The organism is Mycobacterium sp. GA-1199, from assembly GCF_001500045.1.
Taxonomy (GTDB): domain Bacteria; phylum Actinomycetota; class Actinomycetes; order Mycobacteriales; family Mycobacteriaceae; genus Mycobacterium.
This window is the reverse complement of record NZ_LQIX01000011.1, coordinates 71,068-96,447: the sequence shown is the minus strand read 5'-3', so window position 1 is coordinate 96,447 and position 25,380 is coordinate 71,068. Positions and strand designations below refer to the sequence as shown.

Here is a 25,380-nt window from a genome sequence, read left to right as displayed (position 1 = left end):
ACCGTGAGCGGTGATCAGCGCGTGACGGCGCTGGTTCCCGCCACCGTCAACTCCAGCGCCAACGCCGTCCCGCACACCGCGGCGACGATGAGGAACGCCCACCAGTCAATGGCTTTGGGTCCCGACGGTGCGGCTGAGATCTGCCCGGCACCGCCGCGTGCGGTGATCGCATCGCCCATCTCGTCGGCGCGACGCAGCGCGACGGTGATGGCCGCGGCCAACAGATCGATCGCTTCGAGCCACCAGCGACGCCACCGTCCGCGGCGGCGAGTGTGCACCTGCTTCGGGCGCAGATTGCGTGCGGCGTAGAGCACGCGAAACTCGTCGATCAGCATCGGGAACGCGCGCAGCGCCAACGCCAGTGCGACCGCCCATTCGTCGACCGGTATCCGGAACACCCGAAGCGGCCTGCCCAGTTTCGCGACGGCAGGTGCGATTTCGGCGACGTTCGTCGTCCAGGAGACCATCGCCCCGAGACCGAGCAGCACGATCGACAGCGCGGTGATGCGCAGGAAATTCAGCAGGCCGCCAAGCCCGACGTCGACCGAACCCATCGAGATGATCGGGCTGCCCCCGGCGAAGGTGGCCGTCAAGCCGCCGAGAAAGAGCAGGAACCACAGCCAGCCGGGTATCGACGGGAGCACGCCGCGCGAGATGTTGGCCAGCCGAGCCGAGATGAGCACCAGAAGCGCGACGGCGCCAATCGGCACCCAGCCCGGGTAGAACGTCATCAAAACGCCGATGGCCGCGACCAACAGAAGCTTCGTACCCGCCCACAGTTGGTGCACCACGCTGTCGCCGGGCACGGGCCGCAGCAGCACGACACCCCTGCGTTGCCGACGCCTCGTCGGCGCCGTCATGACAGTCCCCCCGCCGTCGTCGGTGCGGGCACCAGCACGCCACCTTCCAGATGCAAAGTGCGCGGGCACAATTCCTCCAGCCCGGCGAAGTCGTGCGAGATCACGACGACGGTCAGACCGGCGCGGCGGCGAAGGTCGACCAGCAGCCGCAGCAGGCCCCGCTGACTCGCGGCGTCCAGGCCGGCCAGCGGCTCGTCGAGGATGAGGGCTCGCGGCGAGCGGGCGAGCAGTCCGGCGAGGACGACGCGTCGCATCTGTCCCCCGCTGAGCTGGTCGATGCGCCGCTGCGCCAGCGTGGAATCCAGGCCGACGGTCGAGAGCGCCTGGTTGACCCGGGCGCGATCACGCGGAGAGAACCCGGCCGCGGACGCGATCTCGAGATCGACCCGGCTGCGCATCAGCTGCAGCCGCGCCGCCTGGAACGAAATAGCTGCGGCGCCAACCTGATCCGACGCCGGTTTCCCGTCGAGCAGGCATTGGCCTGCGGTCGGTTCCGTGAGACCCGCCATGATCCAGGCCAGCGTCGACTTGCCCGACCCGTTGAGGCCGTGGATCAACAGGCCGTCACCCTCGTGAACCGTGAAGGTGATGTCGCGCAGTGCCGTCGCGGCCCACGGTGTGCCGCTGCCGTATTCGTGGCTGACGTCGACGAGTTCGAGCACGGGAGCGGTACCCGCGCCCGCAGCGACGTTGCCTGCAGGCGCGTCGGCCGATTCCACCATGTCGGTGTTGTCGGCGCCGGCGCCGTTACCGGACAGGTCGACCGTGCGGTCGGCGGCGTCGGCCTCGTCGTTGTAGTGGGTGATGTGCACGAGCGACATCTGGTGGCGCCGCGTCAACCCGGACAGCACCGACATCAGTCCTTCCCGGCCCTGCTGGTCGACCATGCTGGTGACCTCGTCGGCGATCAACAGCGACGGCTCGCGCGCCAGCGCCGCCGCGACGGCAAGGCGCTGCAGTTCGCCGCCCGACAGCCCGCCGGTGTTGCGTTCGGCCAGCCCGTCGAGGCCCACTTCGGCGAGCAACTGCGCGACGTCGGTGGCCTTGCCGGGTGGCAGCCCCCAGACGACGTCGTCGGCGACGCGGGTGCCGAGCACCTGACTCTCCGGGTGCTGCATGACGACCGCCGTGCCGCCGATGCGGCCCAGTCCGACAGCGCCCGGCCGTTCGATGACCCCGGCCGTCGGCTCGCGCCCGGCCAGCATCAGCATCAGCGTCGTCTTGCCCGAGCCGTTGGCGCCCGTCACCGCGAGGTGCTCACCCGGCTCCACGCGCAGCGACACCGGGCCCAGCGCGTCGTGGTCGGCGCTCGGATAGCGGAACCGGACGTCGCGCAACCGGGCCGGCACCGGGGCGATCGCGCCGACGTCTTTGGAGGACTCCAGTTTGTGGACATCGGGGATGCCGGCCAGCCGCTCCATCACCCTTGACAGGGCCCACCATCCGACGAGGCTGACGAAGGTGATCGACATCACTCCGGCGCTGAAGAACAGCAGCGGCCAATAGTCGAGCGCCGTCGCGAAGTCGCGCTTGAGTCGCTCGGCCGCACCTTCCATATCGGGGAAGCGGGCGATCACCGCGGCCAGGCCGTTGATGTTGGCGGTGACGGACTCGAAGATCAGGTGACGAAGCCGCGACAGGATCGACAGCGCCACCACCACCGCCGTGCCGAACACCGCCCCGGCGATCAGCGCGGCGAACAACACGGTCGGGGTGCCGCGTCCGCGGCGTTTGACGATGCCGGTCAGCCCGCCGATATAGGCGCAGTTGACGACGGTCATGAACCCACCCATGCCCGCGATCAGGAACGCGATGATGCCGCCGGCGATGGTTGCGGTGAGCAGCACACGGAGCCGGTAGCGGTAGGCCAGCAGCCCCATCGGCACCGTACCCAGCAGAGAGAGCCCCGCCGCGAACGGGACGACCACGGAGATGATCGCGGTGGCCGCGCACAGCGCCGCCATGACGGAGGCCTGCGCGAGTTCGACGGGACGCAGACGACCGGTATGGCGAGTTCGGCCCCCGGTCGCGGTCATTGCACGATTCTGCCAGTCGCGGTCGCGGCGGCCACACGGCGCTGTGATCGGTTGGGCCGGAACCGGCGCTTGGAACACATAATGTTGTCGATATGACCCAGACGCTCGGAGCCGATCTGCTGTCCGTGGTCGCCCGGATCAACCGACTGGCCACGCAGCGGGCCCGCCTGCCCCTCGGCTACGCGCAGGCGCGACTGCTGTCCACGATCGAGGATCAGGGCGAGGCCCGCATCTCCGATCTGGCCGCGCTCGACCACTGCTCACAGCCGACGATGACGACCCAGGTCCGCCGCCTCGAGGAGGCCGGCATGGTGTCGCGGACCGTCGACCCCGAGGACGCACGGGCGGTGCTGATCCGCATCACGCCCAAGGGAGTGGACACGCTCCGGCAGGTGCGGTTGGACCGCGGCGCGGCGATCGATCCGTACCTGGAACGGCTCGACGGCGCCGACCGGGAGACGCTCAGCCAAGCGGTACGTGTGTTGCGACGGCTACTCGACGAGGCGTCGGCCTCCAAAGCGGTCAGCTGACCGTCGCGGGTTGCTTTATCTGCACCCGCGGGAAGCGGAGCATGCGCCGGGCGTTGTCTTCCACGATCAGCGCGCACTCTTCGTCGGGTACGTCGGCCAACACCTCCGCGGCACGTTTGCGCGAGTTCGGCCAGTTGGAATCCGAATGCGGGAAGTCGATTTCCAGCGTGATGCGGTCCACGCCGATGGTGTACCGGTTCTCCAGGCCGTGCTCGTCGTCGATGAAGCAACCGTAGAAGTGCGAACGGAACAGATCCGAAGGGCGCGTGTCGAAATCGATCGGCTGGTAGTACCGATGCCGCTCCCACACATAGTCGGCGCGCTCCAGAATGTAGGGCACCCAGCCGATACCGCCCTCGGACAACGAGAACTGCAGATCCGGGAACTTCTGCAGCTTGCCGGAGAACAGCAAGTCGACGGTGGTCCACATCAGGTTGGTCGAGAACAGTGTGATCGCCACCGCGAACGGAGCGTCCGGCAAGGCCGGGGCCGGGGAGTTGGCCAGCGCCGAGTAGGAGAAGCCCGGGACGAACGAGCCGGAGCCGAAGTGCAGCGACACCGGCATTTTCGCGTCGGAGCAGACCTGCCACAGCCCGTCCCAATGGTCGGAGTGGAACGAGGGCAGACCCATCGGCACGGGACTGTCGGGGAACGACACGGTGCGCGCGCCCTTGGTGGCGACGCGTTCAGCCTCGGCGACGGTTTCGTCGATATCCCACACCGGCAGGATCGCCAGCGGGATGTAACGCTCCGGCGCGGTCGCGCACCACTCGTCGATGTAGAAGTCATTCCACGCCTTGACGCACAGCAGCGCGAGTTCCTTGTCCTGTCCGCGGAAGAACGTGCTGCCGCCGAAGCCGGGGAACGACGGGAAGCACAGCGCCGCCTGCACACCGTCGAGGTCCATGTCGGCGATGCGCGCCACCGGGTCATAGCACCCCGGGATCATGTCCTCGTAGCGGACGGGATCCATCCCCCACTCCTCGGGCGGCTTGCCCGCTACTGCATTGAGACCGATGGTCGGCAGGATCTGCCCGTCGTAACTCCACAGGTGCCTGCCCTCGATTTCCACGATGCGCGGGCCGTTCTCGTGAAATTTCGCCGGCAGCCGGTCCTGCCAGACGCGCGGATGTTCGATCAGATGATCGTCGACCGAGACGATCTGATGGTTGTCCTGCAATGGCATGGTGGGCCTCCTAAGCTGTCGGTAACGTGGGCTGCATGAAAGACGCGGAATCGTCTGAGAGTTCGGACACGACGCGCGGGCGGATCGACGAGGACGACCACGATCTGCTGACGTTCGGCGAGGTCGGTGAACGGCTACGCATCGAAATCGCCTCCGCCCGAGCGGCTGTCGAGAAATCGGAAGCCGGCGGCGACACCTCCGCTCTCGAGCAGGCCCGAGCTCGCCTGGCCGCGCTGGAATCGGCCGCCAAGCGCAACAGCGCGGGACGCATCAACGACGCCAACTTCGAGAAGTTCTTCGGATACTCGGGCACCGCGAAACGCAATCTGTCCGGGTAGCCGTTCGTCACGTGCACTGCCGTCGCCGCTCTCATGGCCGCGGCGGGCAGGGCGGATTCGGTCCCACTCCGCACATTCCGTGATGGATGTAGCTGGGCACCTCCGCGGCGGGTGGTTGCACCTCGGCGTGCTGGTTGACCAGGTTGAAGCCCAGATTGAACACCAGCATGATCAGGTTGAACACGGCCGCCAGAGCCAGGATGCGCACTGCGGTGACGGTTCGCCTGTTTTTGAGCTGATCGATGCCGATGTCGGAGATCATCCGGCCGTCGCGGTCCCGCAGACAGTAGATGGCGATGGACGAGACGCTGACCAGCCCGCCGAAAACGATGCCTTCGTACAGCGGGAACTGGTACATGGTGCCACCGAAGATCGACCAGGTGTCGTCCACCCGCAGGTATGTCCACAGTCCGATGCGGTGGAAGTACTGTTCCAACACGATGTCGAGCACGATGAACAGCACCAGCATCGCCGCGAGCACACCCGCGGTGTTGATGCGCGGGTACACCTTTCGCATACGGGCGATCACCTGATCGATGCCCATGATGGCCAGCGGTGTCAGCAGGATGTAGCTGGCGAGGAAGTAGATGATGGGCTGCGGGTTCTCCGCGCCCTTGTGCACCCACCCGGGGATGAACTCACCCCAGGTACCCATGTTGAAGAAGCCCGCGTTGTACCCGAACACCGGCCTGACGGCGTTCACACCCGGGTCCTGCCAAGCCGCGAGTAGCCAGGCCACCACGAAGATGCCGACCGGCGGAAGTTGCTTGTCCCGCCGCGTCTTCCGGATCATCCAGATCAGGAAGATCACCCCGCCGATCATGCATCCGATCTCCCAGAACCGGATCCAGGCGATGCTCGACGCGGGGATGGGGTCAGGTCCGGTCGGCGCGGGTGCGAACTCGTCCGAGAAGATCCAGCGCCCGTAGACGTAGAGCTGGAACACCACGAACAGCGCACCCAGCCGGGCCAGCCAGACGATCGGGGGCGAGTCCCGGTAGGTTTTCGGCATCTCTGGGAGGAACTCGGGGGCTTCGGCGTGCTGATGGGCGGTCATGTGCCTGCTCCTGTCCTGGTGAAGGCCTCCACGACCTTTGTGCCGTACTGTTTGCGCCGCCGCGGACTGACGAGAAAGCCCGGCGGGGAATGGAATCCGAGATCGGGAAGGGCGCTGCGGGCGGCGAGCATCTCCCGCGCCTGCGCCGTGCCGCCGCACGCCGCCATAGCCCACAGCATCTCGTCGGTGACGTGCCTGCCGATTGCGCGAGGATCTTTACCGGCGAATTCCGCCCGGATCGCGGCCACCTGGTCCTGCCAGCCGTGCAGCGCGACCAACGAGTCGTAGGTCTTGACGGTCAGATAGAACGCGATTTGCAGCTTGGCGTCGTCGATCGCGCGTTGGGGATCGTCGTCGTCGATGGCGGTGATCACCCAACCCCAACGCAACAGGCCGGTCGGATCGCGACCGGCGCGTCGCGCGCCCAGCGCCAGGTTCGGCTCGACCACCTCGGCCCACCAGCGGTCGGTGAACAGTCCGTGCCCGAGCACCCCGTCCGCCACACCGCCGACGGCGCGCAGCATGTGAACGTTGAACGCGCCCAGCAGGATCGGTACGTCTATGGGTCCCAGCACCGGCGCCTGGATGCGGGCGTCGATGTGGTAGAAGTCGCCGTCGAAGGCGATCCGCTCACCGTTCTCCGCCTCCAAAAACGCGCGGATGCAGCGCACCAGCTCCGCCATCCGCGGCGCCGGATGCGAGGAGTCCACCCCGAACCAGTCGCGGTTCATCCTTCCCGTTCCCGCGCCCAGCCCGAGGAACACCCGGCCGGGTGCGATCTTGTTCAGATGCCTGGCGGCCGCGGCGTGGACGAACGGCGACCGTGCGAACGCGTACGCGATCCCCGGCCCGATGCGCGCCGTGCTGGTCTGGTGTGCCATCTCCGAGGCCGTGACGTAGGCGCCGGTGTCGGCGAATTCGCCCGCGCAGAACGCCGCTGCTCCAGCGGATTCGGCCTGTCTGGCGAGATCGCCGCCCGGCCACGGCATCGCCCACTGCATCGCCATGGATGTCCGTCCGATCAGAACTTCACGGTGGCGCCGGCGTCGACCTTGAGCTGCAACCCCGTCACGTATCGGGACTCGTCAGAGGCCAGGTAGCAGATCCCGTGTGAGATGTCCTCGGGTTCCACGTAGGGGATCGGCATGCCCTGCATCATCGGGAAGGTCAGCAACGCGTCGTCGAGGGACGGATGCTCGAGGTCGGGCCGGAACATCTTGTACATCGACTCGTTGTGCAGCATCGGGGTGTTGACGTTCGTCGGGTGCACCACATTCACCCGGATCGACTTCGGCGCCAGTTGGTTGGCCAGCGCCATCGTGTACTTGTCGATGAACTGCTTGGCCAGGTTGTAACCCGCTCCGCCGGAGCCGTTGGGCCCCATGCTCGCGGCCGGCCCGGCCTTCTCGGCCAGCAGCCCGGCGACCGATCCCACGGTGATGATCGAGGCTCCGGCCGAAAGATACGGCAGCGCAACGTGAACGGTGTTCACCACGCCGACGAAGTCGACGTCGAACGCGTTGGCGAAGGCATCGATGGGCTGGTCCGACCCCAGCGGGCAGATGCCGGCGTTGGCGACCACCACGTCGAGCTTGCCGAGTTCGTCCACCGCGGACTTCAGCGCATCGGCGAGCGCGGCGCGGTCCCGCACGTCGACGACGGCCGTCACCGCCCGGCGTCCGGTCTTCTCGACCTCTGAGGCCGCCTCTTCGAGGTCGTGCTCGGTGGACAGCGGGTATTCGTTGTGTTCGACGTCGCCGCAGATGTCGAACAGGATGATGTCGGCACCTTCCTCGGCCAGTCGCACGGCATGCGACCGGCCTTGGCCTCGGGCGCCACCGGTGATGAGGACGACCTTGTCCTGCACTCTGCCCACGTTGGTTTCCTTCCGTCGGATATCTATTGGCCGGTCGTGTCGAGTTGTTCTCTGAGGCGGTGCTTTTGCACTTTGCCGCTGATGGTGCGCGGCAGTTCCGGCACCACCACGATGCGTTCGGGTGTCTTCTGCCGGGCCAGCCCGCAGGCGGCGAAATGCGCGGCGGCATCGGCGGTGTCGAATGACCCACCCGCCTGCAGCACGACGAACACGCAGACCCGTTCGCCGTACTTCTCGTCGGGGGCGCCCACGGCGGCGGCTTCGGCCACTGCGGGGTGGCTGCTGACCACGTCTTCGACTTCCTTCGACGAGATGTTCTCGCCGCCCCGCACGATGATGTCCTTCTTGCGGTCGGTGATGGTGAGGAAGCCGTCGGGATCCAACCGCCCGACATCACCGGTGCGGAACCAGCCGTCGATGAAGCCGGCCTCGGTGAATCGAGGATCGGTGTAACCCCGGAACAATTCGGGCCCCTGCGTGAGGATTTCGCCGTCGTGGCCGGCCGGTACGTCGCGCCCGCACTCGTCGACCAGACGGACCCGGGTGCCGGGGGCGATCCGGCCGTCGGTGTCGGCCCGCTTGTCCAGTGGATCCTCCGGGCGGCCGACGCTGATCGTGGGGTGTTCGCTGGATCCGTAGCAGCGGTAGGCACCGATGCCGAACCGGTCGGCGCGACGGATCAGCGCGCCCGCGACACCGGCCGCGCCGGTCGTGTACTCGCGCAGACTCGACACATCGAGTCCGTCGCGTTCGGCGACGTCGAGGATGCCGCCGAGATGGATCGGCGCGCCGGCCGAGACGCTCACGCCGTGCTTGGCGATGAGCCGGGCGGCGGCTTCGGGGTTCCATGCGTCCATGGCGATGGTGTCTCCGGAGCGGCACATCATGCGCAGGATGCCCAGCGTGCCTGCGATGTGTCCGGCCGGAAAGGCCGCCAACGTGGTCTGGTCGGCATCGGTGTTGCGCAGCGCATCCATCGCGCGCAGTTCACCGAGCAGTGAGCCGTGGGTGTGCTGGACCCCCTTGGGTTCCGCCGTCGTCCCGGATGTGTACACCAGCACCGCGCGACCTTCAGGGTCGGGGCGACACGGCGTGAAACCCGTTGCCGCCGTGGAGGTCAGTTCTTCGAGCGGGATGGCCCCCTTGTGTGCACCGCCCAGCACGACTCGGTGCTGCAGGTCGGGCAGATCGGCCAGCGCCGCCACGGTCGCGCCGGTGTCGCGGTTGCGGAGCTCGCGAGCCAACACGATGGCACGGGCCCCCGATTGCCTGGCGATGAAGGCGACCTCGGCAGGCCCGTAGATCGGCACGATGGGCAGCACCACCGCACCGCACAACCAGGCGGCGGCGTGCACGGAGAAGCACTCGCGCCAGTTCGGCAGCTGGACGGCGACGACATCGCCGGGCCGGATACCCAGCCCGGCCAGCCCGGCGGCCAACCGCATGCTCTCGTCGAACAACTCGGCGGCGGTGAACTGATCGGGACGGTCGTCGCTGTGCACCATGACCGCGGTGTCGGGGTGCTCGCCGATGAAACCGGCGATCTCGTCGGGGATGGTGTCCGCGGCTGTCCCTGCGCGGCGGCCGGGTTCGGTCAGCACGACAACAGCACACATCCGGCGATCGGGCCGCCGCCGGCGGAGGCGACGGCGACTTCGGGGCGCTTGGATACCGCCGTGTCGGTGGCCAGCCCGCGCAGCTGCTGGCACGCCTCGTACAGCACCCAGTACCCGTGCATCCGGCCGGCCGAGAGCTGACCGCCGTAGGTGTTCAACGGCAACTCGCCGTCGATGCCGATGCGTGCACCGCCGTCGACGAAGGGGCCACCCTCGCCGTCGCCGCAGAAGCCAAGGGCCTCCAACCACGCCAGCGTGAGATAGCTGAACCCGTCGTACAATTCGGCCAGATCGACGTCGGCGGGTTTCAGGTCGGTCTTGGACCACATGTCGGCCGCGGCGTCGTGCATCGCCATCTTCGGATAGTCGGGGCGGCCGGTCCATCCCCCGGCACCCGACGCGCCGCCTGCCGCTTCGATGGTGACCGCCCCGTTGGGTGCATCGGCCCGGTGCCCGGGATGCGACAGCACCAGCGCGATCGAGCCGTCGACCGGCACGTCACAGTCGAGCAGGCCGAGTGGTGTGGAGATGGGCCTGGCGTTCAGGTACTGCTCCATGGTCATCGGATCGCGGTACACCGCAAGGGGATTGCGCGCGGCGTTGCGTCGGGCGTTCAGCGCGATCCAGCCGAGTTGCTCCTTGGTGGTGCCGTAACGGTCCATGTGGGCGCGGCAGTGCATGGCCAGCCAGTTGGCGGCCGAATACGCGTGCGCCGCAAGTAGATAGCCGACCTCGGTCATGTCCATGCCGCCCTCGGCGCGCTTTCCGCCGGACTCCGGCGCCCGCTCTGCGGCGCGGCGATCCACGGTGCCGCCGATCATCTGCAACGTCCGGTAGACGAGCACATGGCGGGCCTTGCCCTCGGCGATCAGGTCACGCGCCGCGACCACGGGGGTCAACAGCCCGTAGCGACCCAGCATCGGGCCGTCGTCTCCGCCCTCGTGAACCCCCAGCGCGGCGGCCGCTTCGTCGGCCGGGGTGTCACCCATGGTGAGAACCGCGTCGATATCGGCGGGCGCTAGGCCGGCGTCGGCGATGGCGGCCGCGGAGGCCTGCACCGTCATATCCAGCGCCGGGACGCCGGTGCGGCGGCCGATCGCAGAGATTCCGGCGCCCGCGATGACCGGTGCGCTGGGCGGGGCGGACATCCGACCTCCTTCGGAAATGAACTTAATCAGTGTACTTTTATGGCGTGTCTGATACGTCGGTTACCTCGGATTTCTCGCACGCCCCCCGCATCCTGCCGCCCCTCGACGACGCGTCGCGCCCGTATTGGACGGGTGGCGCCGAAGGCCGACTGCTCATCGCCCACTGCTCCCCGTGCGGGTGTTACTTCCATCCCCCACGGGCGGCGTGCCCGACGTGCGGCGCGGATCCGGAGTTCGTCGCGGTGTCCGGCCGCGGCACCGTGTTCACGTTCACCGTGTGTCATCAGCAGTTCAACCCCGGCGTGCCCACACCGTTCGTGGTGGCCCTGATCGAGCTGAACGAACAACCCGGGCTGCGGCTGCCCGCCAATGTCGTCGACTGCGACCCCGACGCGGTGCATTCCGGGATGCCGGTCAAGGTCCGGTTCGAAAGACACGACAACACATGGGTTCCGGTGTTCGCGCCGGTCACTTGATCAGCGGGTCGCGCGGCAACCCCAGGATGCGCTCGGCGATCTGATTGCGCGTGATCTCCGAAGTGCCACCTGCGATGGTCATACCGCGGGAGGCCAGCACCATGAAACCCGGATACTTTCCGGGACCGCTGACGAGCGCGACGTCGGGCCCCACGAGCTCGGCCGCGAGGCTCGCCCGCGCCACCACGTGTTCGGCGATCAGGAGCTTGGTGACGTTTCCCTCGGGGCCGGGTTCGGCGCCGACCACGCTTCGCGCCACCCGGCGCAGGTTGAGCAGTCGCAGCGCGTGATCGTCGGCGAGGAACTCACCTGCCCGTTCAGGCGCGCCCGCCACCCTGTCGCCGTAGCGCTGAGTCAGGTCGACCACCATCCCCGCGGCGCCCTGGCTGCCCGGTAACCCGCCGCCGATGCTGACCCGTTCGTTGCCGAGCGTCGCACGGGCGACGCGCCATCCGTCGTTGGGTTCGCCGACCACGTCGCGGTCGGGGACGAAGACGTCGTTGAAGAACACCTCATTGAACTCCGACCCCCCGGTGATCTGGCGCAACGGCCGCACTTCGACCCCGGGCGCCTTCATGTCGATGATCACCGTGGTGATGCCCGCGTGCTTGGCCGCGGCGGGATCGGTGCGCACGGTCGCCAACCCATAGCGGCAGTACTGCGCGCCGCTGGTCCAGACCTTCTGGCCGTTGATGATCCAGCCGCCGTCGGTACGCGTGGCCTTCGTGCCCACCGCCGCGGCATCCGATCCCGCGCCGGGTTCGGAGAACAGCTGGCACCACACGTGTTCGCCGGCCAGCGCCGGGTGCACCAGTCGCTCGATCTGATCGGCGGTGCCGTGCTGGATCATGGTCAACACCACCCAGCTGGTGATGCCGAACTCCGGTCGCTTGATGCCGGCCTCGGCCATCTCCTGCTCGATGACCAGTTGCTCGACGGCCCCGGCCGCCCGGCCCCACGGCTTCGGCCAGTGCGGCATGACATAGCCGGTCTCGATCATCTTCTCCCGCAGCTGTTTCGGATCCAGCCCCGACCAGCTGCTGAACTCCGTGCGGACCTCGTCGCGCATCTGTTCGGCCTCGGGAGGCAGGTCGATCGAGTTCTCCCGGACGACGCCTTTGGCCGTCAGCTCATAGACCTCCAGCGGCGCGTCGCGGCCCCCGAGCAGCCCGCGCAGCGTGATGGCGCGTCGCAGGTGCAGGTGCGCGTCGTGCTCCCAGGTGTACCCGATCCCGCCGTGTACCTGGATGTTCAATTCGGCGTTGTGAACGTAGGCGGGGAAGGCCAGCGTCGCCGCGCAGGCCGCCATCAACGCGAACTCCTGCTCCCCCGCATCCGCCGCCCGCGCCGCGTCCCATACGGTGGCGCCGGCCGATTCCGCGGCCACCAGCATGTTGGCCAGATGATGCTTGACCGCCTGGAAGGTGCCGATGGTGCGACCGAACTGTTCGCGCACCTTCGCGTACTCGAGCGCCGCGTCCACGCAATCATGGGCTCCGCCAACGGCTTCGGCGGCCGCGATCGTCCTGGCCATCGCACGCGCGATACCGGCGGCGCCCGGCAGTACCTCGGCGCCGCCGATCGCGACATCGGTCAGCGTGACGCGTGCCGCGCGGCGCGTGGGATCGAGGTTGGTCTTCACGTCCACGGTGACGCCGTCGGTGGCGGCCGGCAGCACCAGCGCGTCTTCGCCCACCGTGAGCACCAGCAGGTCGGCCAGCCCGGCGCCGAGCACCACACCCGCGTCCCCCGTACAGCGCGAACCGTCCGAGGACAGCGCGGTGTTGAACCCCACACCCGCGGTCGAGGTGCCGTCGACGAGGGCCGGCAGCCAGCGCGCACGCTGCTCCTCGGTGCCCGCCGCCGAGATCACCGCCGAAGCGATCACCGTCGGGACGAACGGCCCCGGCGCGACAGCACGACCGAATTCCTCTGTCACCGCGACCAGTTCGGGCAGTCCGCACCCCGAGCCGCCGTACTGCTCGGGCACGTGAAGGCCGAGCCACCCGAGACCGGCGAGTTCAGACCAGAACTCGGGCCGCGATTCTGTCTCGGCGTCCAACAGCACCCGGGCTGCCGTGCGCGCACCACGCGCGGCGAGGAAGGACCGTGCGACCTCGGCTAACTCACGGTGGTCTTCGGTGATGGCGATGCCCATCGCTGCACTCCTGTTTCGCTCGAATCATGAAGTTCCGGCCAGGTCCGGTGCCGCAACGCGCCGGACGCCGTCCTGGTCAGGTAGTCGTCGCGCTTGATGCCGCGCCACAACTGGGTGACGTAGTCGCGCTCGCCGAGTTCGCCGCGCGCGACGCGCTCCGCCAGCGCGGCTCGGCCCTGTGGCACCGAAGCCGGGGCGCCGCCGAGCAATTCGGCCAGCTCAGCGAGTTCGGCCGCGTCGACCTGTGCCCCCACCCGGTCCACCTCGGCGAGGTACTTGACCAGTCGGGCGGCGCCCTTGACGTAGCGGGTGGCCAACGCGTCGGTGGAGCGCCCGACCGCGCCGGACAGCGCCGCTGCGGTGGCGGCGTACACGGGGGCCCGCTCGGAATCCTGTTCCTCGTCAGGGAATTCGACCTCGACGTCGGGGATGCCGACCACCCGGGCCAGCGCCTCGACCAGCAGCCGCCGGTGCAGCATGCCGTAGATCAGGCTGTTCCCGGCGTCGGGTGAATTCGCCGGCACCGATGCCCGCGCGTCGACGCCCCCGGGGTTCATCGAAGCCAGCCGCGTCTCGGCGAACAGCCGGTAATACCAGACCCGGTCTTCGTCGACCGGGTGTCCGGACAGCCGTTCGTATTCGGCGATGCGGTCCGGAAAATGGGTGAAGGTGTCCTGGACCGTGCGCAGCGACAACCAGGCGATGTCGTCCATCGGATCCCCGAAGTGCGCCAACTCCCAATCCACGATGGCGGTCACCGTGCCGCCGGCGTACATGAAGTTGCCGGGCCCGGTATCGCCCTGGACCAGCACCGTCGGGCCGTCGTAGTCGGGGATGTTGCGTTCGAGCCAATCGATGCAGAACGACACCAGTGGTGCCGGTTTGCCGTGCACCGCAACGCGTTCGCGCATTCTCGTCAGCTCAGCACGGACGTGGTCCGGTACCGGGCCCGCCGGCCCCAGGCTGGGGATGTCCAACGCACCGGCGTCGATGCGATGCAGGTAGGCCAGTTTGGTGATGAAGTCCTGCGCGGTGCGCACCTGGTCGTCGGGATCCTTGATCAGCCGGAACCACGTGTCACCGCCGATGCGTTCGAGCAGCACCGCCTGCTCGACCGGGTGCGCGGCCAGCACCCGGGGCACCGTCACACCGTGGCGCCACAACTCCGACATGATCTCCGCCTCGACCTGCAACGGGTGAAAGGCGCTGCCGGGCTTGGGTGGATTCGGGTCATATCGCAGGAACAGCTGCTGGTCACCACCCGGGCCGTGGGTGTCGACGAACCAGGCCTGCCTGCTGGCGCCTCCGGCCACCTGCTTGACCTCGACGCGTTCGGCGCCGGTGATCTGGGAGATCCACTGTTTCAACTCATCGGAGATGGCGGGATCGTTGCTCATGTCCGGGCACCCGACTTCGCTGCAGCGGCGGCCAACCACGCCTTGACCGCCGCCCGGTGCTCGGCCGTCATCCCGCTGCGCACCATGCGCTCACTCTCGGCCAGCAACGCCTGCTCCAACGGAAGTCGCTGCGCATCGAGGACATTGGCCTTGGTGCCGGCGAAAGCCGCCGTCGGCCCCGCGGCGATACGCGCGGCCCACTGGATCGCCGACTCCCGCAGGTCGGCGTCCTCGACGACCCGGTTGACCAAGCCGAGGCGCAGCCCGGTCTCCGCGTCGACGGGCTTGTCGCCGATCAGCAGCTCGAGCGCTTTGGCCGGTCCGACCAACCGGGTCAGGAACCAGGCCCCGCCGAAATCACCGGAGAAGGCCAGCGTCGACCAGCCGGGGATGAGACGGGCCGACCGTGCCGCGATGCGCAGGTCCGCGGCGAGCGCGATGCTCACGCCCGCGCCGACGGCCGCGCCGGGCAAGGCCGCGATCGTGACCTTGGGCATGTGATGCAGCAGGGTCACCATCTTGGCGTTGTCGGCCAACTGGGCGGATTGCGCGCGCACCTTGGCCTCGACGTCGACGGTGGCGTCCCGTTCACCGGGTGCCTGCTTTCCCGAATTACCGTCGCGCACATCGCCACCCGCGCAGAACGCGTTACCCGACCCCGTGATCAGCACACAGCCGATCGAGTCGTCCGCGCCGAACTCTTCGAGCAGCCGCGGCACCGCGACGTACATCTCGGCGTGCAGCGCGTTGCGCCGCTCGGGCCGGTTGAGGGTGACGATCCCGACCCCGTCGATGACCTCGGCCAGCACGGTGTCGGTGCCGGTTTCGATCGGGTGAGCCGAAGTCACCGGCGCGATTTTCCGATCAGTTCGTTGTGCCGGTCGAGCATCGCCACGGCCTTGCGGCGCAGCTCTTCGTCCGGCGTGGGCAGCGTCACCGGGCCGTGCTCGCGGCTGGGCAGCGCCACGGTGGCCGTCGCCGGAGCGGTGACCTCGCCGCGCTGGCTCGTGCAGCGGAAATCCAGGTCCACCAACGCGTTTCCGTTCTCCATGCGCTTTCCGACCACCTCACCGGTGATGAACTGCGTGTCCCCGATGAAATTGAACTTGCGCATCTCGTCGTGCTGGCGCACCAACCAACCGTCGTCACCGATCCAGTCGGTGACGAAATGGGTGAGCCAGCACTCGCGCATCACACCGTAGTCGTAGGCCATCGGGTTGCCGATGGACTGCGACCACTCGTTCTCCCAGTGCAGTCGCTGAGCGACGTCGGGGATTCCCGCGGCGTTCTTGATGTAGAACTTGGGCACCCGCTGGCGGTTCTTGTAGCCGATCCGCGCGGCGCCGATCCCGTACGGCCCGAATCCGTAACCGCCCGAGTGGAAGCTGATCACGTCGGTCAGCGTCAGCGGGCCCTTGACCATCTTCGGAAGCGGCTCGCCGACTTCGACGTCCTCCCAGTACCGTGGCTCGGCGCCGCGCGGGCCCTCGGCGGCGTAGATCTCGTCGATCTCGGCGATCTGCTCGTCGGTGTAGGTCGCGGGCTTGATGTCCATGTACTTGCCGCGTTCGCGCGAGCGCTGGCGTTCGGTCGCGATCAGGATGATGCGGGCGACCGCGACGATCTCCGCGCGCTGATTCACCTTGACCTGACGCAGGATGCGGATGATGGATCGGCCCGCGTACTCGCTGTGCTTCTCTTCGATGGACTCCAGGCCACCGAAGCCGTAGAGCGAATCACCCGGCCGCACCGGCTGGTACCACTCGGTGGTCTGGCCCGAAACGAAGACGTGGATGCCGGAGAACAACCCCCTGGTGGCCTTGCGGATGTCGTCGGGGATGGGATCTCCGAGCATCTTCTTCGACATGGCCGAGAAGATCATCGGTGGTGCGATCACCCCGCCCCACCGCGTGTCGGCGGCGTAATCCGGATCGCAGAACAACGGATTGTCGTCGCCTGCTCCGCGAGCGAAGTTGCGGATCCCGTCGACGCTGGCTTCGCGGTAGAACTCGTCGATGCTCGTCGGGGCGTCGATGCCGATCAGCAGCTTCGCGCGCTCGATGTCCTCGTCCTTGATGGCGTGGTCGAATTCCTGCTGTTGCGTCTGTGTCATATCAGTACATCCGTATCGGTAGGTTGGTCAGTCCACGTAGCGACACCGTCGGCCGGTAGTGCAGCCGCTCCGGCGGCGCCTGGAGTTCCCAGTTGGGAAAACGTCGCAGCAGGGTGCTCAACGCCGCACGGCCTTCCAGCCTCGCGAGTTGATGCCCCAGGCAGTAGTGGATGCCGAAGGCAAACCCGAAGTGCCGGTTGGGCTTTCGGGTCAGGTCCAGCGCATCCGGATTGTCGAACACCGCCTCATCCCGGTTGGCCGAGATGATCGCCCCCAGCAGCTGTGATCCTCGCGGGATGTGCACACCGCGAATCTCCATGTCCTCCTTTGCAAGCCGCGCTGCCCCGTAGGCCACCGGGGCCGTGTAGCGCAACAGCTCCTCGATGGCGATGGATTCAAGGAGTTCGGGCTGGCTGCGCAGCAGGTCCAGCTGGTCGGGATGCTGGGTCAGCGCCAGCACGCTGCTGCCGATCAGGCTCGACGTGGTGTCGTGGCCGGCCAGCAGCAACAGGAACACCATGGCGACTGCTTCCTTGTGGCTGAGCTTGTCGCCACCTTCGTTGGCCCGCACCAGTTCTGAGATCAGCCCGTCGTCGGGATTGGCGCGACGATCGGAGATCATCTCTTCGAAGAGCCGGGACAGCTTGATCGAGTGATACGCACTGAAGAGCTGTCCGGCGCGACGTCCCGCGTCATCACCCAGCTTCTCCACCAGATCATGGAACGTGTCGCGGTCCTTGTCGGCGACGCCGAGCATGGTGGCGATGACAGCAAGCGGCAGCTTGACGGCGAAGGCCTGGACCAGGTCGACGTCGCGCTGGGCGGCCACCTCGTCGGCGAGCTGTTCGGCGATCTTGTTGATGTCGGGCGCCAGCGTGGTGACGAACTTCGGCGTGAAGGCCTTGTGCACCAACGTCCGCAGCCGCTTGTGGTCGGGATCGTCGCGGAAGACCATGGTCTCGGTCAGCATCCGGATCGACGACGGCAACATCCAGGCGAACCGGCGCGCCGAGGTGTACTTGATGATGTCGTTGGAGAAGCGATCGTCGCCGAACACGACCCCGACGTCTTCGTGCCGGGTCACCAGGTAGCCGCCCTTGCCCCGCAGCAGCAGCGGAGCCGTGGCCCACGAGATGGGTGCTTGCGCGCGCAGTTCGGCCATCCGCGCGAACGGATCGTCGAGCATCTGCCTGGTGCCGAGGTCGGTGTACGGCAACCCGGCCGGGCCAGGACTGGCTTTGCCCATCTCATTTCCCCGTGTGTCAGTTGCGAATCCAATTTATTAGTACACTGAATACTATGATTTACGCTAGCCCCCACTCGGACATCGACCCCGGCACCTCTGATGGTGCGCTTCAGGCCATCGATTTCGCGGTCGGTTCGGACCATGTGGCCACGGTGACGTTGAATCGGCCGGACGCGATGAACGCCATCTCCGAGCGGATGGCCCGCGAACTGGTGTGGGTCTGGCAGACCGTGCGCGACACCGACGACATCCACGTGGTGGTGCTGCGGGCGGCGGGTGATCGGGCCTTCTGCACCGGTGTGGACGTCAAGGGCGACGGGGGTTGGTTCCTGAAGTCCAACGTGTGGAACAGCTTCGATCCCGGGGTGTGGGTGTCGCCGAAGATCGCGCACCGGTGTTGGAAGCCGGTGATCACCGCCGTCCACGGGCTGGTCGCCGGGGGCGGGCAGTATCTGCTCAACGAGGCCGACATCATCATCTGCTCCGAGGACGCGGCGTTCTTCGACCCTCACGCCAACGCTTCGATCGTCTCCGCGCTCGAACCGATCGGCATGCTGCAGCGCGGTGTTCCGCTAGGCGACGTACTGCGTTGGGCGCTGATGGGCACCGAAGAACGCATCTCCGCCCAGACCGCGCTGCGGCTCGGGCTGGTGACCGAGGTCGTCGACCGCGACCAGCTCTGGGAGCGCGCCCACCAGATCGCGACCACCATCGCCGAGCGAAATACGAAGGCAATCCAGGGAACCATCCGGGCGATATGGGAATCTCTAGACATGACCAGGTCGACCGCGCTGCAGAACGGCATGGCCTACACCCACATCGGCAACCCGCCAGTGGCCGAACGACGCGCGACGCCGCGGCGCAACGGACCACCCACTTTCCGGTGACGCGGTGGATCAAGACCTGATCGCGCCGCGCATCGACTCGCGGCAGGCCAAGCTGGCGGGCCGCGCCGCCGAGCAGATCGTCGCCGACGTCATCGAACTGGGGTGGCCGGTGGGCCATGTGCTCGGTTCGGAGGCCGAACTGCTGGAGCGCTACGGGGTCAGCCGAGCGGTGCTGCGGGAGGCGGTGCGCCTCGTCGAGCATCAGCGCGTGGCCCGGATGCGTCGCGGCACCGGCGGCGGCCTGGTCATCGACGAACCCGACGTCGACGCGGTGATCGGTCCGACGGTGATCTACCTGTTGCGGGCCAACGCCACCCTCGACGAACTCTTCGATACCCGCATCATCCTCGAGGAACTGGTCGCCGAACTGGCCTCGCAGCGCGCCGGCGAGGCCGACATCAGCACTGTGCGCGAAACCTTGGCCGACGAGTCGGCGGGTAACTTCATCGAGTACCGGCGGCTGCACACTCAACTGGCCGCGCTGACCGGCAATCCGGTGTTGCAGCTGTTCGTCGAAACCTTCAGCCGGGTCATCGATTTCCACTTCGCGGACGAGGCCGCGCTGCCCGCCAGCATGAGCAGGGAGGTCCAGCACGCGCATGCCAGCATCGCCAGGGCGATCCTGACCAACAATCCCGGTGTGGCCCGCGAGCGGATGAGCCGGCATCTGCGCGCCGAGGCGGACTTCATCCACCGCCAGCCGGCCACGGTGCAGCACCTGGACCCCACCGCGGCCCTGGCCGGTACCGACGGCGACAAGCGCGGCGAAGCGCTGGCCAGGCAGATCTTCGCGTGGGTCCTCGACACGGGCGCGACGCCGGGCACGTTCATCGGTTCGGAGGCCACGCTGATGGCCAAGTACAAGGCCAGCCGGGCCGTCCTGCGCGAGGCCATCCGAATCCTGGAATACCAGCAGATCGCGCTCACCCGCCGCGGACCGGGCGGCGGGCTCTTCGTCACAGAGCCCGACAGCTCCGCACTGACCGAGATCATCTCGATCTATCTGCGCCGCCACGGGGTCACCGCACAACACATCGCAGAACTGCGCACCGGGCTGGAACTGGCCGTCGCCGAGCGGGCAGCCGCCGCCGTGCGCTCCGGCGCCGTCGACGTCTCGATGATCGAGAAGGCGCTGGCCACCGAGTCCGAACTGGGTGTCACCGCCGCATATGCCAAGCGCGAAGACCTCCACTCCGTACTCGCCCGGTTGGCGGGTAACAAGGCGCTCGAATTGGTACACCGGGTGACCATGCGGCTGGGCTGGAACTTCTTCGCCCAGTACGCCGATGCCGACCCTGCGGCGCTCGAACGCGCCTCGCGGGCCATCGATCCGGCACACCGCAGCATCGCCGACGCGCTGCTGGCCGGAGACAGCGAACTTGCCGTGGTGCGGATGCGCGCACACGTCACGGCGACCATGCCGCAGGGCCGGTGACCTCTCAGCCAGTCTGCTCCGGGGCCTGTTCAGAGCTCGTCGTTGAGTATACTGTTTAAGCTAATTCAAGAGGGGAGCGCACGTGAAGCATCCGTGGGACCAGCGGCTCGGGGTGTGGTGGATCGCCGAAGATCACCCCCACGCACCGGCGATCGCCGAGTCCCCCAGCGGGCGCACCATGAGCTTCGGCGAACTCGCCGCTGCGGCCCACCGGGTGGCCCATGCGCTGCGGGCCCACGGCCTGCGCGACGGTGAAGTGGTGGCCTACGCACTGCCCAACGACGTCGACGCGGTCCTGTGGCAGTTGGCGACCACCGAGATCGGCCTGCGCTACCTGACCCTGAACCCGACGCTCTCGGCCGACGAGTTCGCCTCGATCCTCGAGCACTCCGGCGCCAGCGCGTTGGTGTCCCACGTCGACTACCTCGATCGCTGCGCCGCTGCGGCGGGCGGCGCCGCACTGCGCGTCGTGGTCGGCGCCCCGCCAGACGAAACACTGCCCGCGGGGTTCGTCACCGAAGCCGGGTTCATCGCCGACCAGCCGTACACCCCGCCCGCCGACCGCAGACAGGGTGACTCCATCCGGTACTCGAGCGGCACCACCGGTAAGCCCAAGGGCATCATGCGCGCACTCGACGATCGCGATCCGTCGGAGGCCGCGAACGCCATGGCGGTGTTCGGCCGGGCCTTCGACTTCCGGCCGTTCGACGGTGCGCACCTGGTGTCGACGGGTATGCACCACGCCGGTTGCCAGAGCTTCTACCTCGGGGCCCTCAACGTCGGTCAGGCGCTGGTGATCCTGGGCAAGTTCGACGCCGAGCAGACCCTGGCCGCCATCGACCGGCACCCGGTCACGTCGGCCTACATGGTGCCCACCCAGTTCGTCCGGATGCTCAAGTTGCCGGGCCAGGTCCGCGGCAAGTACGACGTGTCGAGCCTGCGGTCGGTGGTGCACTCGGCGGCACCGTGTCCGCTGCAGGTCAAGAAGGACATGATGGATTGGTGGGGCCCGGTGATCTGGGAGACCTACGGCGGCACCGAGGGTGCGGCCACCATCGCCAAGCCGCATCGCTGGCTGGAGAAGCCGGGCACGGTCGGCAGGCCCGTGCGCGGGATGAGCGTCAAGATCCTCGACGACGAGGGAAATCCGCTGCCCGCCAACGAGATCGGCAACGTCTACATCGAATCGCATAACGGGCGCAGTTTCGAGTACCGCAACGATGCCGAACTCACCGCGTCCGTGCACCGCGGCAACGCCTTCACGCTGGGCGATGTCGGTTATCTCGACGACGACGGCTATCTGTTCATCTGCGACCGCGCCAAGGACATGATCATCAGCGGCGGCGTCAACATCTACCCGGCCGAGGTCGAGGGTGTCCTGTCCAGCCATCCGGCCGTCGCCGACGTGGCGGTGATCGGGATACCCGATCCGGAGTGGGGCGAACAGGTCAAGGCGGTGGTCGAACTCGTCGCCGGCGCGGAGCCGTCCGACGCCCTGGCCGAGGAACTCATCGCGTTCACCCGGTCCCGGCTTGCGGGTTACAAGTGCCCGCGCTCGGTGGAGTTCACCACCCGACTGCCACGCACCGAGACGGGGAAGCTGATGAAACGGTCGATCAGGGACGCTTATTGGGCTGAGGCCGGCAGGCGGGTCTGAGGATGGCCACGACGAGCCGGGGATGGCAATGACCTTGACACGCGAGGTCTTCGACGGCGAGCAGCTCACCCCGACCACCGTCGCCGAGGTGCTGCACATCAAGGCGCTGCCCCACGACCGCTTTCGAGCCGACCCGGTCAGCGTCACCGGCAGGCGAACGATCTATGGCGGGCAGGTGGCCGCCCAGGCGCTACGCGCCGCGAGCCTGACCGTGCCCGAGGATCGCGTCGCGCACTCCATCCACGGTTATTTCCTGCTCGCTGGCGATGCCAGCGCTCCGATCGAGTTGCGGGTGGAACGCGACCGCGACGGTGGGCGCTACTCGGGGCGCCGCGTCACCGCCGTCCAGGGCGACGGGGTGATCTTCTCGATGTCCTGCTCGTTCAGCCGCCCGAAACCCGACGCACCCGAATTCCAGGCCGCCGAACTACCGCGGGTGCAGCGGCCCGACGAGTTGGACACCCACCAACTCAACGCCTCACGCACGTTCGACGTGGAGGCGCGCGTCCCCGACGACACCCGGCCGTGGTACCGCTGGCCGGCGCGAATGTGGCTGCGCATCCGCGAACCGCTGGCCGACGACCCCAACGTGCGGGCCTGCGGAATGGTGTTCCTGTCCGACCTGTGCACGGGATTGTCCCGGGCGCCGCAGATCGAGCAGGTCGGCCTGCTGCCGAGCGTCGATCACGCGGTATGGCTACACCGGAGCGCAGACCCCAACGACTGGTTGTTGATCGATCTGGATCCGATCGCGACCGCGGGCGGGCGCGGAATGTACTCGGGCCACCTCTACGACACACAGGGCACGATCGTGGCCACGCTGGCACAGGAGTCGCTTTTCGATGTCCCTAGGCCTCGCGATGAAAAGCGTTCGGCCACATGAGGATTCATGCGGCTCAGGACGACTGCCGATTTGTCAGGACGGATCTGCGCGGTATCGCCTAAATTAGTATCCTTTACGTTAGGATGACGCCATGCCACGGGCCAGCAGTCCGGACGCAGCGACGCGGACGGATCGCACCGACACCACACACCAGGCGGATCGGACCTCGGTGATCACCGCCGATACGCCGATGCTCCCCGCCGACGACAACTTCCACCCCGCGCCGGAAGGCGACCCCTATTGGGCCGAGACCACCTGGTGGTCCTTCAACATCCCGGAACGAAAGATCGGCTGCTGGCTGCACGCCACGTTCCACACCACCCGGCGCACCGTCACCTGGCGCGTGTACCTGTGGGACCCCCGTGGCGCCGATCCGGACAAGCTGCGCTACTTCCGGATGCAGACCGAGGTGCCGGTGACGGATCCGAACCCCGACCTGCGCGACATCGCCATCCCCGGCGGCGGCTTCTCGGTGCGGATGCTGCGTCCCCTGCGCGAGTATCAGATCGAGTTCGCCGATGCGGCAGCCGACTTCGCCATCAGCCTGCATTTCGAGGGCCTGCACGACCCGCGCCGGTTCACTCCCGGTGAGCCACCCTTCATGAACCACACCCATTTCGACCAGGTCGGTCACGTGACCGGCGTGCTGACGTTGGACGGCGAGCACATCCCGGTCGACTGCTACTCGGTGCGCGACCGGTCCTGGGCACCACGCGGAGCACCTCGGAAACCGGGCAGCGGCAAACGGTCAGGCGACAGCGAGCGGATCCTGCACCCGGGCGGGCCGCTGTGGCGCCAGATCGAACGCGAGCGCGGACGCGGACGCATCCAGTACGTGTTCGCCCACACCGGGCCGGAGGCCGGCTTCCTGGCCTTCGTGCGGGTCGCCGAGGGCGGCGCCGACGGCTGGTCACCGCTCAACCACGGATGGCTGCTGCGCGACGGCGAATTCGCCTCACTCGACAAATCGGCCAGCGTCATGAAGAACTACCGCGACCCGGTCACCGGGTGGAGTTCGCACATGGAGCTGCGGTTGACCGACGTGCTGGGCAGGCACATGGCCACGGAGGGCTTCACGGTCAGCCACATCAGCGAATACGGCGCCGGCAGTACGGCATTGATGCGGTTCGACATGGACGGGCGCATCGGTTGGGGTGAGGACCAGGACATCTGGGAGCCCAAGCACTTCGCTCGGATGCGTGACGCGCTTCAGGCGGTGCGGTGACGCTCCTCTCGGTATTCGGACCTTCGCAGGCAGCAGGAGGATGAGTATGGCTGGACCGTTCGAGGGTGTTCGCGTCGTCGAGGTGGCGGCATGGACGTTCGTGCCGGGGGCCGGCGCCATCATGGCCGACCTCGGCGCCGACGTGATCAAGGTGGAACCCCCGACCGGTGATCCCCAGCGCGCGTTGCGCAATGCGCTCAACGCCGATGACAGCGCGCCCAACCCCTTTCTGCACGTGCCCAATCGGGGTAAGCGCAGCATCACCCTCGACTTGACCACCCCGGCCGGCCTGGACGCGCTGCGCCAACTCGTCAAGACCGCGGATGTCTTCCTCACCAGCTACCTGCCGAAGGTCCGGGCCAAACTCGGGATCGATCCCGACGATCTACGCGCTCACAATCCCCGGCTGGTGTACGTACGGGGATCCGGTTGGGGCAGCACCGGACCCAACGCATCGACCGGCGGATTCGATTCCGCCGCAGCGTGGTCGGCGGCGGGAGTGCAGAACAAGCTGACCGCCCCGGGGGCGACCGACCCCGCGGCGCAACCAGCCGCGTTCTTCGACCTGCAGGGTTCCAGCGCCATCGCCGGTGCGGTGGCGATGGCACTGTTCCGGCGGGAACGGTCGGGTGAGGGCGCGCTGATCGACGTCTCGCTGCTGAACACCGGAATGTGGACGATGGGCCCCGACATCGCCGCGGCGGCGACCGGGTCCGGGGAACTGCCGCGCATCGAACGCAAGGCGGCGCCGAATCCGATCGTCAACTACTACCGCACCTCCGATGACCGATGGCTGAACCTGGTGTGCCTGCAGGCCGACCGGTTCTGGGCCGAACTCTGCACGCTGATCGGGCGTGACGACCTGATCGACGATGAGCGGTTCCGCGACGCCTTTTCGCGCTTCGTCAACAGTGCCGAGTGCGTCGCGGAATTGGACGCCACATTCGGTGGCCGCACGCTCGAGGAGTGGCGCAGCGCGTTGGCCGGTTTCTCCGGCGTGTGGTCGGCGGCCGCGACGTTTGAGGAGGTCTGCGCGAGCCCGCAGGTCGCCGAGAACGGCTATCTGCCCGAGGTCGTCGGCGCCGACGGCAAGCCGTTCCGTCTGGTCGCCCCGCCCTATCAATTCGACGGCGTGCCGACCACTCCGGTCGGTCCGGCACCCGAACTCGGCCAGCACACCGAGGAGATCCTGCTGGACTGCGGCATGGACTGGGACACGATCGCCGGCCTGCGCGAACAGGGAGTGCTGGGCTGAC

Annotated in this window: 22 protein-coding genes; 9 read left to right on the top strand and 13 right to left on the bottom strand. The window is 67.7% G+C overall.

Annotated elements, in window-relative coordinates:
• Positions 1 to 14: 14 nt before the first annotated feature.
• Entirely contained in the window at positions 15 to 860 is an 846-nt protein-coding gene (locus AU198_RS08925; protein WP_064347686.1) for a CbiQ family ECF transporter T component, read from the bottom strand.
• The gene (locus AU198_RS08920) at positions 857 to 2,896 is read right to left on the bottom strand and encodes an ABC transporter ATP-binding protein (protein WP_064347735.1); all 2,040 of its coding nucleotides are present in this window, start codon (positions 2,894 to 2,896) and stop codon (positions 857 to 859) included. The genes AU198_RS08925 and AU198_RS08920 overlap by 4 nt, the downstream gene beginning before the upstream one ends.
• 92 nt (positions 2,897 to 2,988) lie before the next feature.
• Here AU198_RS08920 and AU198_RS08915 point away from each other — a divergent pair, with 92 nt between their 5' ends.
• Positions 2,989 to 3,426 (top strand): MarR family winged helix-turn-helix transcriptional regulator, encoded by a 438-nt coding sequence (locus AU198_RS08915; protein ID WP_064347685.1) that lies wholly within the window; start codon positions 2,989 to 2,991, stop codon positions 3,424 to 3,426.
• Here the strand turns inward: AU198_RS08915 and AU198_RS08910 are convergent.
• The gene (locus tag AU198_RS08910) at positions 3,419 to 4,612 is read right to left on the bottom strand and encodes an amidohydrolase family protein (protein ID WP_064347683.1); all 1,194 of its coding nucleotides are present in this window, start codon (positions 4,610 to 4,612) and stop codon (positions 3,419 to 3,421) included. The genes AU198_RS08915 and AU198_RS08910 overlap by 8 nt on opposite strands.
• A 35-nt stretch (positions 4,613 to 4,647) precedes the next feature.
• Between AU198_RS08910 and AU198_RS08905 the strand changes: the two genes are divergently transcribed.
• Positions 4,648 to 4,950 (top strand): hypothetical protein, encoded by a 303-nt coding sequence (locus AU198_RS08905; RefSeq protein ID WP_064347681.1) that lies wholly within the window; start codon positions 4,648 to 4,650, stop codon positions 4,948 to 4,950.
• A gap of 31 nt (positions 4,951 to 4,981) precedes the next feature.
• Here AU198_RS08905 and AU198_RS08900 read toward each other — a convergent pair whose 3' ends face one another.
• From AU198_RS08900 to AU198_RS08880, 5 genes are read right to left on the bottom strand one after another with little or no spacing between them, the layout of a single operon-like run.
• Entirely contained in the window at positions 4,982 to 6,007 is a 1,026-nt protein-coding gene (locus AU198_RS08900) for a spirocyclase AveC family protein (protein WP_156431532.1), read from the bottom strand.
• Positions 6,004 to 7,008 carry an LLM class flavin-dependent oxidoreductase gene (locus AU198_RS08895; protein ID WP_064347732.1) on the bottom strand — a complete coding sequence of 335 codons (1,005 nt, stop codon included), beginning with the start codon at positions 7,006 to 7,008 and terminating at the stop codon, positions 6,004 to 6,006. The genes AU198_RS08900 and AU198_RS08895 overlap by 4 nt, the downstream gene beginning before the upstream one ends.
• Before the next feature lie 20 nt (positions 7,009 to 7,028).
• A complete protein-coding gene (locus AU198_RS08890; RefSeq protein ID WP_064347679.1) occupies positions 7,029 to 7,883 on the bottom strand; it encodes a mycofactocin-coupled SDR family oxidoreductase in 855 nt (284 codons plus the stop codon).
• A 23-nt stretch (positions 7,884 to 7,906) separates the two neighbouring features.
• The gene (locus AU198_RS08885) at positions 7,907 to 9,484 is read right to left on the bottom strand and encodes a class I adenylate-forming enzyme family protein (protein WP_231744612.1); all 1,578 of its coding nucleotides are present in this window, start codon (positions 9,482 to 9,484) and stop codon (positions 7,907 to 7,909) included.
• Positions 9,478 to 10,647 (bottom strand): thiolase family protein, encoded by a 1,170-nt coding sequence (locus tag AU198_RS08880; protein WP_064347676.1) that lies wholly within the window; start codon positions 10,645 to 10,647, stop codon positions 9,478 to 9,480. Before AU198_RS08880 ends, AU198_RS08885 begins: the two co-directional genes overlap by 7 nt.
• Positions 10,648 to 10,691: 44 nt before the next feature.
• Between AU198_RS08880 and AU198_RS08875 the strand changes: the two genes are divergently transcribed.
• Positions 10,692 to 11,123 carry a Zn-ribbon domain-containing OB-fold protein gene (locus AU198_RS08875; protein ID WP_064347729.1) on the top strand — a complete coding sequence of 144 codons (432 nt, stop codon included), beginning with the start codon at positions 10,692 to 10,694 and terminating at the stop codon, positions 11,121 to 11,123.
• Here AU198_RS08875 and AU198_RS08870 read toward each other — a convergent pair.
• The 5 genes from AU198_RS08870 to AU198_RS08850 are packed head-to-tail and all read right to left on the bottom strand — an operon-like array spanning position 11,116 to position 18,037.
• Complete coding sequence (locus AU198_RS08870) at positions 11,116 to 13,281, bottom strand: acyl-CoA dehydrogenase family protein (protein WP_064347675.1); 2,166 nt, start codon at positions 13,279 to 13,281, stop codon at positions 11,116 to 11,118. The two genes, AU198_RS08875 and AU198_RS08870, sit on opposite strands and share 8 nt — an antisense overlap.
• Entirely contained in the window at positions 13,245 to 14,678 is a 1,434-nt protein-coding gene (locus AU198_RS08865; protein WP_064347673.1) for a phosphotransferase family protein, read from the bottom strand. Before AU198_RS08865 ends, AU198_RS08870 begins: the two co-directional genes overlap by 37 nt.
• Positions 14,675 to 15,526, bottom strand: a complete 852-nt coding sequence (locus tag AU198_RS08860; protein WP_082690935.1) for an enoyl-CoA hydratase/isomerase family protein — start codon at positions 15,524 to 15,526, stop codon at positions 14,675 to 14,677. The genes AU198_RS08865 and AU198_RS08860 overlap by 4 nt, the downstream gene beginning before the upstream one ends.
• Positions 15,523 to 16,791, bottom strand: coding sequence for an FAS1-like dehydratase domain-containing protein (locus AU198_RS08855; RefSeq protein ID WP_064347670.1), 1,269 nt, complete (start codon positions 16,789 to 16,791; stop codon positions 15,523 to 15,525). Before AU198_RS08855 ends, AU198_RS08860 begins: the two co-directional genes overlap by 4 nt.
• Position 16,792: 1 nt before the next feature.
• Positions 16,793 to 18,037 (bottom strand): cytochrome P450 family protein, encoded by a 1,245-nt coding sequence (locus tag AU198_RS08850; protein ID WP_064347669.1) that lies wholly within the window; start codon positions 18,035 to 18,037, stop codon positions 16,793 to 16,795.
• 53 nt (positions 18,038 to 18,090) lie between these two features.
• On the opposite strand from AU198_RS08850, the gene AU198_RS08845 reads away from it, so the two are divergent.
• From AU198_RS08845 to AU198_RS08820, 6 genes are all read left to right on the top strand, one after another.
• Positions 18,091 to 18,924 (top strand): enoyl-CoA hydratase/isomerase family protein, encoded by an 834-nt coding sequence (locus AU198_RS08845; RefSeq protein WP_082690934.1) that lies wholly within the window; start codon positions 18,091 to 18,093, stop codon positions 18,922 to 18,924.
• A 4-nt stretch (positions 18,925 to 18,928) separates the two neighbouring features.
• A complete protein-coding gene (locus tag AU198_RS08840; protein WP_064347668.1) occupies positions 18,929 to 20,359 on the top strand; it encodes a FadR/GntR family transcriptional regulator in 1,431 nt (476 codons plus the stop codon).
• Positions 20,360 to 20,441: 82 nt separating this feature from the next.
• On the top strand, positions 20,442 to 22,016 hold the full coding sequence (locus tag AU198_RS08835) for an AMP-binding protein (protein WP_064347666.1): 1,575 nt from the start codon (positions 20,442 to 20,444) through the stop codon (positions 22,014 to 22,016).
• A 22-nt stretch (positions 22,017 to 22,038) separates the two neighbouring features.
• A complete protein-coding gene (locus AU198_RS08830) occupies positions 22,039 to 22,899 on the top strand; it encodes an acyl-CoA thioesterase (RefSeq protein WP_064347665.1) in 861 nt (286 codons plus the stop codon).
• A 91-nt stretch (positions 22,900 to 22,990) separates the two neighbouring features.
• The gene (locus tag AU198_RS08825; protein WP_064347663.1) at positions 22,991 to 24,124 is read left to right on the top strand and encodes a DUF7064 domain-containing protein; all 1,134 of its coding nucleotides are present in this window, start codon (positions 22,991 to 22,993) and stop codon (positions 24,122 to 24,124) included.
• A gap of 46 nt (positions 24,125 to 24,170) precedes the next feature.
• Positions 24,171 to 25,379 (top strand): CaiB/BaiF CoA transferase family protein, encoded by a 1,209-nt coding sequence (locus AU198_RS08820; RefSeq protein ID WP_064347661.1) that lies wholly within the window; start codon positions 24,171 to 24,173, stop codon positions 25,377 to 25,379.
• Position 25,380: the final 1 nt, after the last annotated feature.

Coding starts and splice junctions, on each gene's coding strand:
- AU198_RS08845 (WP_082690934.1), top strand. CDS start 18,091: ATGATTTACGCTAGCCCCCACTCGGACATCGACCCCGGCACCTCTGAT.
- AU198_RS08820 (WP_064347661.1), top strand. CDS start 24,171: ATGGCTGGACCGTTCGAGGGTGTTCGCGTCGTCGAGGTGGCGGCATGG.
- AU198_RS08900 (WP_156431532.1), bottom strand. CDS start 6,007: ATGACCGCCCATCAGCACGCCGAAGCCCCCGAGTTCCTCCCAGAGATG.
- AU198_RS08910 (WP_064347683.1), bottom strand. CDS start 4,612: ATGCCATTGCAGGACAACCATCAGATCGTCTCGGTCGACGATCATCTG.
- AU198_RS08865 (WP_064347673.1), bottom strand. CDS start 14,678: ATGAGCAACGATCCCGCCATCTCCGATGAGTTGAAACAGTGGATCTCC.
- AU198_RS08895 (WP_064347732.1), bottom strand. CDS start 7,008: ATGCAGTGGGCGATGCCGTGGCCGGGCGGCGATCTCGCCAGACAGGCC.
- AU198_RS08830 (WP_064347665.1), top strand. CDS start 22,039: ATGGCAATGACCTTGACACGCGAGGTCTTCGACGGCGAGCAGCTCACC.
- AU198_RS08850 (WP_064347669.1), bottom strand. CDS start 18,037: ATGGGCAAAGCCAGTCCTGGCCCGGCCGGGTTGCCGTACACCGACCTC.
- AU198_RS08925 (WP_064347686.1), bottom strand. CDS start 860: ATGACGGCGCCGACGAGGCGTCGGCAACGCAGGGGTGTCGTGCTGCTG.
- AU198_RS08920 (WP_064347735.1), bottom strand. CDS start 2,896: ATGACCGCGACCGGGGGCCGAACTCGCCATACCGGTCGTCTGCGTCCC.
- AU198_RS08905 (WP_064347681.1), top strand. CDS start 4,648: ATGAAAGACGCGGAATCGTCTGAGAGTTCGGACACGACGCGCGGGCGG.
- AU198_RS08825 (WP_064347663.1), top strand. CDS start 22,991: ATGCCACGGGCCAGCAGTCCGGACGCAGCGACGCGGACGGATCGCACC.
- AU198_RS08855 (WP_064347670.1), bottom strand. CDS start 16,791: ATGACACAGACGCAACAGCAGGAATTCGACCACGCCATCAAGGACGAG.
- AU198_RS08880 (WP_064347676.1), bottom strand. CDS start 10,647: ATGTCCGCCCCGCCCAGCGCACCGGTCATCGCGGGCGCCGGAATCTCT.
- AU198_RS08870 (WP_064347675.1), bottom strand. CDS start 13,281: ATGGGCATCGCCATCACCGAAGACCACCGTGAGTTAGCCGAGGTCGCA.
- AU198_RS08915 (WP_064347685.1), top strand. CDS start 2,989: ATGACCCAGACGCTCGGAGCCGATCTGCTGTCCGTGGTCGCCCGGATC.